The 8,128-nt window shown below is 35.1% G+C and carries 9 protein-coding genes; all 9 read left to right on the top strand.

All coding sequences use genetic code 11. The features are described 5' to 3' along the window. Positions 1-217: 217 nt before the first annotated feature. Positions 218-1,636, top strand: a complete 1,419-nt coding sequence (locus F9279_RS24315) for an anthranilate synthase component I family protein (RefSeq protein WP_226793900.1) — start codon at positions 218-220, stop codon at positions 1,634-1,636. A 5-nt stretch (positions 1,637-1,641) separates the two neighbouring features. Continuing rightward, positions 1,642-2,217 carry an aminodeoxychorismate/anthranilate synthase component II gene (gene pabA, locus F9279_RS24310; protein ID WP_193224706.1) on the top strand — a complete coding sequence of 192 codons (576 nt, stop codon included), beginning with the start codon at positions 1,642-1,644 and terminating at the stop codon, positions 2,215-2,217. Position 2,218: 1 nt separating this feature from the next. Continuing rightward, positions 2,219-3,085, top strand: coding sequence for an aminodeoxychorismate lyase (gene pabC / locus F9279_RS24305; RefSeq protein ID WP_152116683.1), 867 nt, complete (start codon positions 2,219-2,221; stop codon positions 3,083-3,085). After that, positions 3,086-3,919, top strand: coding sequence for a dihydropteroate synthase (folP, locus tag F9279_RS24300; RefSeq protein WP_152116682.1), 834 nt, complete (start codon positions 3,086-3,088; stop codon positions 3,917-3,919). Next, positions 3,912-4,274 carry a dihydroneopterin aldolase gene (gene folB / locus F9279_RS24295; RefSeq protein WP_152116681.1) on the top strand — a complete coding sequence of 121 codons (363 nt, stop codon included), beginning with the start codon at positions 3,912-3,914 and terminating at the stop codon, positions 4,272-4,274. Before folP ends, folB begins: the two co-directional genes overlap by 8 nt. Next, positions 4,271-4,801, top strand: a complete 531-nt coding sequence (gene folK, locus F9279_RS24290) for a 2-amino-4-hydroxy-6-hydroxymethyldihydropteridine diphosphokinase (RefSeq protein ID WP_152116680.1) — start codon at positions 4,271-4,273, stop codon at positions 4,799-4,801. The genes folB and folK overlap by 4 nt, the downstream gene beginning before the upstream one ends. Further along, on the top strand, positions 4,750-4,965 hold the full coding sequence (locus tag F9279_RS24285; protein WP_152116679.1) for a helix-turn-helix domain-containing protein: 216 nt from the start codon (positions 4,750-4,752) through the stop codon (positions 4,963-4,965). Before folK ends, F9279_RS24285 begins: the two co-directional genes overlap by 52 nt. 16 nt (positions 4,966-4,981) lie before the next feature. Further along, positions 4,982-5,983 carry a tRNA dihydrouridine synthase DusB gene (gene dusB / locus F9279_RS24280; RefSeq protein ID WP_152116678.1) on the top strand — a complete coding sequence of 334 codons (1,002 nt, stop codon included), beginning with the start codon at positions 4,982-4,984 and terminating at the stop codon, positions 5,981-5,983. A gap of 194 nt (positions 5,984-6,177) precedes the next feature. Further along, positions 6,178-7,668 (top strand): lysine--tRNA ligase, encoded by a 1,491-nt coding sequence (gene lysS / locus F9279_RS24275; RefSeq protein ID WP_152116677.1) that lies wholly within the window; start codon positions 6,178-6,180, stop codon positions 7,666-7,668. Positions 7,669-8,128 lie beyond the last annotated feature (460 nt).

Here is an 8,128-nt window from a genome sequence, read left to right as displayed (position 1 = left end):
GAATTTAACATCTAAATCACCAACCTATGTTTGATAATTATATTATATCAAATTAACGCGGTGAATAGATGAAGTTATCATTAAAAAGAATAGCTGTCGAGACTTTCTCGACAGCCTGAGAAGCCCCATTTATGGTGGCTTCTTTTTATTTTTTTGTCATTCTTACACCACTTCATGTATGATGAAACAAGACATGACAGTAAGGAGCGAAGACTGGTTGAAAAAGAACTATAAAATATACAGTAAGACATTATCTATAACGAACGAACAGTTTATCCAACAGTTTTTATTACTTGCAAATAACCAAGACCATTATGCACTCTTAGAGAGTGGTAGAGGAGGAAGGTATAGTATTGCTGCAATGAACCCTGTTATGAAAATGGTTGGGAAGGATAATCGTCTAGAAATAATAGAAACAGCTAATAAAACAGTTATAGAGGGAAACCCTCTTCACACAATGAAAAAAGTGATGAGTGAGTACATAGTGGAAAACGATCCTGATCTGCCTGACTTTCAAGGAGGGGCATTAGGGTTTATTAGTTATGACTATATTCGGTATATAGAGAAACTACCTGTTCATACGGAAGATGACTTGAATGTACCAGATATATTTTTTATGTTGTTTGAAGAGTGGTTTGTTTATGATCTTGAAGAAAAGAAGTTATGGATCTCCGCCTTATATGAAGAACATCAGCTTGTAAATGCAAAAGCCAAGGTAGAAACCTATGCTCAGGTTTGGAGCAAAGAGATTAATCGAGATTCACCTGTTAAACAAAAGGGGCAAAAAACAGAGGGGGTAAAGGTTTCTATCGAGGATAATGAATTTCAACAATCTGTACGTAAGATTCAGGAATATATTGCTCAAGGTGATGTATTTCAGGTTAATTTATCTGTAAGGCAAATGAAACCACTTCATGTTTCTGCATTAGATGTCTATAAAGAGCTAAGAGTGCTTAATCCATCTCCCTATATGGGATATTTTCATACGCCAGACTTTCAATTAGTAAGTGGATCTCCAGAGCTTTTAGTGAAGAAAAAGGGACGAGTAGTAAGTACTCGCCCAATAGCAGGTACTAGATCTAGAGGGAGAAATGAAGAAGAAGATGCAAAGTTAGCTAATGAATTAATAGAGAGTGAAAAGGAAAGAGCAGAGCATGTGATGCTAGTTGACTTAGAAAGAAATGACCTAGGTAGAGTTTGTGAATATGGATCTGTAGAAGTAGATGAGTTTATGGTTATTGAGAAATACTCACATGTTATGCATATTGTTTCTAATGTAAGAGGCTTACTTGCGAATGATAAAGATGAATATGATTTAATCGATAGTATGTTCCCAGGTGGAACTATAACTGGTGCCCCGAAAATTAGAACAATGGAAATTATAGAAGAATTGGAACCAGTTCGAAGAGGTCCTTATACTGGTTCTTTAGGATGGATTGGCTTCAACAGGGATGTAGAGCTAAATATAATGATTCGAACAATGTTAGTAAGAGATCATAAGGCATATGTGCAAGCAGGTGCTGGTATTGTTATTGACTCTGTTCCTGCTAATGAGTACAAAGAGTCTATGAAAAAGGCCAGAGCTTTGTGGAATGCTAAAGAACTAGCAGAAGAGAAGGTGGGTGATATAGAGTGATATACATGATTGATAATTATGATTCTTTTACTTATAACCTTGTTCAATATTTAGGGTCTCTTGGAGAAAACTTAATAGTGAAAAGAAATGACGAAATTAAAATAGAAGATATAAAAGCAAGTAATCCAGAGTATTTAATGATTTCTCCTGGGCCATGCACACCTAACGAGGCAGGAATTAGTTTAGAAGCTATTGATGAATTCGCTGGAAGCATCCCTATATTAGGGGTTTGCTTAGGTCATCAAGCTATAGCACAGGTTTTTGGTGGGGATGTTATTCAAGCAACTAATTTAATGCACGGCAAAATCTCTCTTATGTATCATGATAATAAAACAATCTATAAGGGCTTACCTAATCCTTTCCCTGCAACTCGCTATCACTCCTTAATTGTCAAAAAAGAAACATTACCGGCTAACTTAGAGGTATCTTCATGGACAGAGGAAGGCGAGATTATGGGGATAAGACATAAGGAACTTCCAATCGAGGGAGTACAATTTCATCCAGAATCTATTATGACAAAGGCTGGTCTAGATCTTCTAAGTAATTTTCTTCAATATTATCGAGTAGGAAGCAATGCTTAACATGTATATTTATTTGAATGGAAAAGTTATTCCACAAGAAGAAGCCTTTATCTCTGTTTTCGATCATGGTTTTATGTATGGTTTAGGAGTATTTGAAACATTTCGGATATATGAAGAGCATCCTTTTTTACTAGACGATCACTTGCATCGGCTAAACAGTAGCTTACAAGAGTTATATATAGAGAAGACCTTCCGTAGAGAAGAAGGAAAGCAGATAATTGCAACTCTTCTCAAGGCAAATTCTCTTACAAATGCTTATGTGAGATGGAATGTTTCAGCTGGCAATGGAATGGTTGGATTACAAACAGAAAGATATCAGGCGCCAAATGTTATTGTTTATATGAAGCCTATACCCAAAACGTCTGGAATGGTGGAAAAAACAGGGCAAGTAGTTACCCTTCCGAGAAATACTCCCGAAGGTACACAACGTTTAAAATCACATCACTACTTAAATAATATCTTGGCGAAGAGAGAAGTAGGCGATGATATCTCGATAGAAGGGATATTTTTGACAAAGGAAGGTTTTGTTGCAGAAGGAATTACCTCTAATATTTTTTGGATAAAAAAAGGTGTTCTTTATACACCGAGTCTACAAACAGGAATATTAAATGGTATTACAAGACAGTTTGTTTTAACGCTAGCAACAAAGGTAGGATTGGGTATAAGAGAAGGGTTTTTCTCACAGGAGGAAATGGAATCGGCTGATGAAGTGTTTGTCACTAATTCTATTCAAGAGATAGTTCCAATAAAAACAATAAATAACTCTATATTTCAAGGGATAGATGGTACATATACAAAAAAAATTCACGAGGAATATGTAAGATATACGCCGAATTTATGGAGCTACAAGGAACTAGGAGGTATATAAATGAGAAAAGAAATAAAATGTGGACCTTATACTTTAGATTATGGTAACAAGACTATAATTATGGGAATTTTAAATGTAAATCCAGATTCCTTTTCTGATGGAGGGAAATATAACGAAAAGGATCGTGCGTTAATGCTGGCCTTAAAGATGGTAGAGGATGGCGCAGATATCATAGATATAGGTGGTGAATCTACAAGACCAGGGTATGTGGAGATAAGTGTAGAAGAAGAGTTAGAAAGGGTAATTCCAATCATTGAATTATTAGGAAAAGAAGTGGATATCCCGCTTTCTATTGATACATACAAAGGCGAAGTAGCAAGGCAAAGTGTAAAGGCAGGAGCTCATATTATTAATGATATTTGGGGTGCTAAGAAAGATTCAGAGATGGCTGAAATTGCAGCAGAGTACAAAGTACCAATTATTCTAATGCACAATAGAGATAATACTGATTATGAATCTTTTTTAGAGGATGTTCTAAGTGATCTGCAAGAGAGTGTAGATATTGCATTGCGAGCGGGAGTGGAGAAAGATAGGATTATTCTAGATCCAGGAATAGGATTTGCTAAGGACTTGGCATATAACCTGAAAATGATGAGAGGATTAGATCATCTTGTGAATAAAGGATATCCGGTACTGCTAGGAACCTCTAGGAAATCTTTAATAGGTAATATTTTAAATTTACCTGTTTCTGAAAGAGTAGAAGGGACAGGGGCAACTGTATGCTTTGGTATACAAAAGGGATGCCAAATTATTCGGGTGCATGATGTAAAAGAAATGGCTAGAATGGCTAAAATGATGGATGCTTTGATGGGGAAAGGAGTATATAGTGGATAAAATTAAATTAAATCAAATGGAATTCTATGGATATCATGGAGTTTTTCAAGAAGAGAATAAACTAGGACAAAGATTTATTGTGGACTTAGAAGTAGAGGTGGACTTAAGAATGGCAGGAGAAACCGATAATTTAGAGTACTCGGTTAACTATGGTCAGCTTTATTTTGATGTAAAAGAAATAGTTGAGGGGGTGCCATATAAATTAATAGAGGCGGTTTCAGAGAAAATAGCTCAGGCATTACTGTCATCCTATGAACGAATAATTAGTGTTAAAGTAAGTGTTATTAAACCAGATCCTCCTATTCCAGGACATTATAAATCAGTTGCAGTGGAAATAGTGAGAACAAGAGCATGAATAATGTAGCGTATCTATCTTTAGGTTCTAATATAGGAGAACGTCACCGTTTTTTAGAAGAAGCAGTTAAACTAGTAGATAGCCATTTAAATGTTAAGGTAGTAAATGTTTCCTCCATATATGAGACAGACCCAGTTGGGTATGAGGAGCAAGATTTATTTTTAAATATAGTAATTAAGGTTGTTACTTCATTAAATGCCTTTGATTTGTTAGCTCTTTGTCAAGAAGTAGAATTAGAGCTTGGGAGAAAAAGGATAATAAGATGGGGTCCAAGAACAATTGACCTTGACATTTTATTATATAATCAAGACAATATAGAATCAGAGAAGTTATATATCCCACATCCTAGAATGGAAGAACGGTTATTTGTCCTTATTCCATTATTAGAGATTGCTCCAAATCTTTCATTACCAAATAGATCCATATCTTTAAAAGAATATATAGAGCTTTTGCATGATAAAGAAGGGGTAAGAGTATGGAAACAACAGAAAAATGGGGAAGACGTATTCGGGCTTTTCGAAAATTAAAAGGATATACACAAGAAAGTTTGGCAAGAGAACTACTTGTTTCAGTTTCTATTCTTGGAGAAATAGAAAGAGGGAATCGAATGCCGACAGAGGAAATGATCGAATCGATTGTAAATGTATTGAATATAACAAGAGAAGACTTAGATCCAACTCTAAGTAAATAAGTAGAGGAGGAAAAGCATGTTTGAAATTGGAAATGTAAAAATTGATAATAGAGTTGTCTTAGCACCGATGGCGGGTATATGTAACTCTGCTTTTCGCTTAACTGTTAAAGAGTTTGGCGCTGGTTTAGTGTGTGCGGAGATGATTAGTGATAAAGGGATTGTCCTTAAAAACGAGAAAACAATGAATATGCTGTATATTGATGAGCGAGAGAATCCATTAAGTTTACAAATCTTTGGTGGAGAAAAAGATACGTTAGTCGAAGCAGCGCGGTTTGTTGATAAGAATTCAACTGCTGATATTATTGATATAAATATGGGTTGCCCTGTTCCGAAAATTACGAAGTGTGATGCTGGAGCAAAATGGTTATTAGACCCAGATAAAATATACCAAATGGTTTCTGCAGTAGTAGAAGCAGTAGATAAGCCTGTTACTGTGAAGATGCGTATGGGCTGGGATGAAGAACATATCTATGCAGTAAGAAATGCTCAAGCTATTGAAAGTGCGGGGGGATCCGCAGTTTCTTTACATGGGCGTACACGTGTGCAAATGTATGAAGGAAAAGCGAATTGGGATATTATTCGTGAAGTGAAAGAGTCTATTGCTATTCCTTTAATCGGTAATGGAGATGTTCAAACACCTCAAGATGCGAAAAGGATGTTAGATGAAACAGGCTGTGACGGTGTCATGATAGGAAGAGCTGCTTTAGGTAATCCTTGGATGATTTATCGAACGGTTAAATATCTAGAAACAGGCGAATTAATGGATGAACCTTCCGTTCGTGAAAAAATAGATGTATGTCTTCTGCATTTAGATCGTCTTATTGGTTTAAAAGGAGAGTATATTGCAGTGAGAGAAATGCGTAAGCATGCTGCTTGGTACTTAAAAGGTATTAAAGGAAATGCAAAGGTGCGAAACGGGATTAATGCATGTGAAACTCGCGAGGATTTAGTGACACTTTTATATGCTTTAGTTATAGAGATGGAAGAAAAAGAACAAAATACTATTCAAGCTGTTTAAATTTCGCTATCAATTGTTTAAAATAACTATAATATGTGTAAAAATAATGCTGTCGGTAAAAAAAACTGTACAGCTTTTTTTGCTTTTTTAGTGTCTGTAACGATGACATTGTGTAGAATAATATAGTATGTATAAAATTTAACGATTCCTATTTAGGGTAATCATACATAATTGATTAATGGAGATGATTAAGAGTGAGTCATGAAGAATTAAATTTAAATGACCAGTTGCAAGTGCGACGTAATAAAATGAACGAATTACGTGATCAAGGTATCGATCCATTTGGTAAACGTTTTGAGAGAACAGATTTGTCTGAAGGGTTGAAATCGAAATATAATTCTTTAGAAAAAGAAGAATTAGAAGAAAAGAATATTTCTGTTTCTATCGCTGGAAGAGTGATGACTAAAAGAGGAAAAGGGAAAGCTGGGTTTGCTCATATTCAAGATTTAGAAGGGCAAATTCAACTATATGTTCGTAAGGATAATGTAGGTGAAGATCAATATGCGATTTTTAACTCTGTTGATTTAGGAGATATTGTCGGAGTTGATGGTGTACTATTCAAGACAAATGTAGGGGAACTTTCTATTAAAGTTCAGTCGTTTACTTTATTAACAAAAGCTTTACGTCCATTACCAGACAAATTTCATGGATTAAAGGATATCGAACAACGCTACCGTCAACGCTATTTAGATCTTATATCTAGTGAAGAAAGTAAGCATACATTTATCCTTCGTAGTAAAATTATTCAATCAATGCGTCGTTATTTAGATGATCATGGATATTTAGAAGTGGAAACACCAATGATGCACTCTATTGCAGGTGGAGCGTCAGCACGCCCATTCACAACTCATCATAATGCATTAGATATGCCGTTATATATGCGTATAGCAATTGAGCTACATCTTAAAAGATTAATAGTTGGTGGATTAGAGAAGGTTTATGAAATCGGACGTGTTTTCCGTAATGAAGGTGTCTCTACAAGACATAACCCTGAATTCACTATGATTGAATTGTATGAAGCGTATGCAGATTATAAAGATATTATGAGTCTTACAGAGAATATGATTGCGCATATTGCACAAGAATTACATGGATCAACTACTATCCCTTATGGAGATCATCAAGTAGATTTAAAACCAGAGTGGACAAGACTTCATATGGTAGATGCAGTTAAGCAATATACAGGAGCAGATTTCTGGCCAGAAATGAGTTTAGAAGAAGCTAGAAGCTTAGCTAAAGAACATAATGTAGAAATAAATGATCACATGACATATGGACATATTGTAAATGAATTCTTCGAGCAAAAAATCGAAGACAAATTAATACAACCAACATTTATCTATGGTCATCCTTTAGAAATCTCACCACTTGCTAAGAAAAACGATGAGGATCCACGTTTCACTGATCGTTTTGAATTATTTATTGTGGGTAGAGAGCATGCGAATGCCTTTACAGAGCTGAATGATCCGATTGATCAACGCGAAAGATTTGAGGCACAATTAAAAGAGCGTGAACAAGGTAATGATGAAGCGCACTTAATGGATGATGATTTTGTAGAAGCTTTAGAGTATGGTATGCCTCCTACTGGTGGCTTAGGTATAGGTATAGACCGTCTAGTTATGCTTTTGACAAATTCTCCTTCTATAAGAGATGTATTATTATTCCCGTTAATGAGACATCGTTAATAAAAAAGGACACTCACTGAGGTGTCCTTTTTTTGCTTATTAGATTAGAAGTAAGGAGAGTTGTTGATAATACGTGTTTCTAAATGGATAACAACATACAATCTACTGTACGAGGTTTACTTGTAACAGGAAATAGCTAGTTATAATTTTCCTTGATGAATTATAAGAATATTTTTTCTTTAAAAAAGTAGTTGCATAGTTATGGTAAGGATGGTATATTAATATTCGTTGCTGCTGAGACAAGCGGTAACGAAGAAAAATAATTTTAAAAAAGTGTTGACTAAGAATTAAGTTTCTGGTAACATTATAAAAGTCGCCAAACAGCGACGGAGTAATAAATTGCTCTTTGAAAACTGAACAATAAACGTCAACAATAATCGTTCTTAAAGAACGAAACAAGTAATACAAAAGCTAGAGTTTAGCAATGAGCTAATCTTACTCTTTATTGGAGAGTTTGATC

This window comes from Bacillus sp. B1-b2 (assembly GCF_009183415.1).
Classification (GTDB): domain Bacteria; phylum Bacillota; class Bacilli; order Bacillales; family Cytobacillaceae; genus Niallia.
This window is presented reverse-complemented; position numbering and strand designations above follow the sequence as displayed.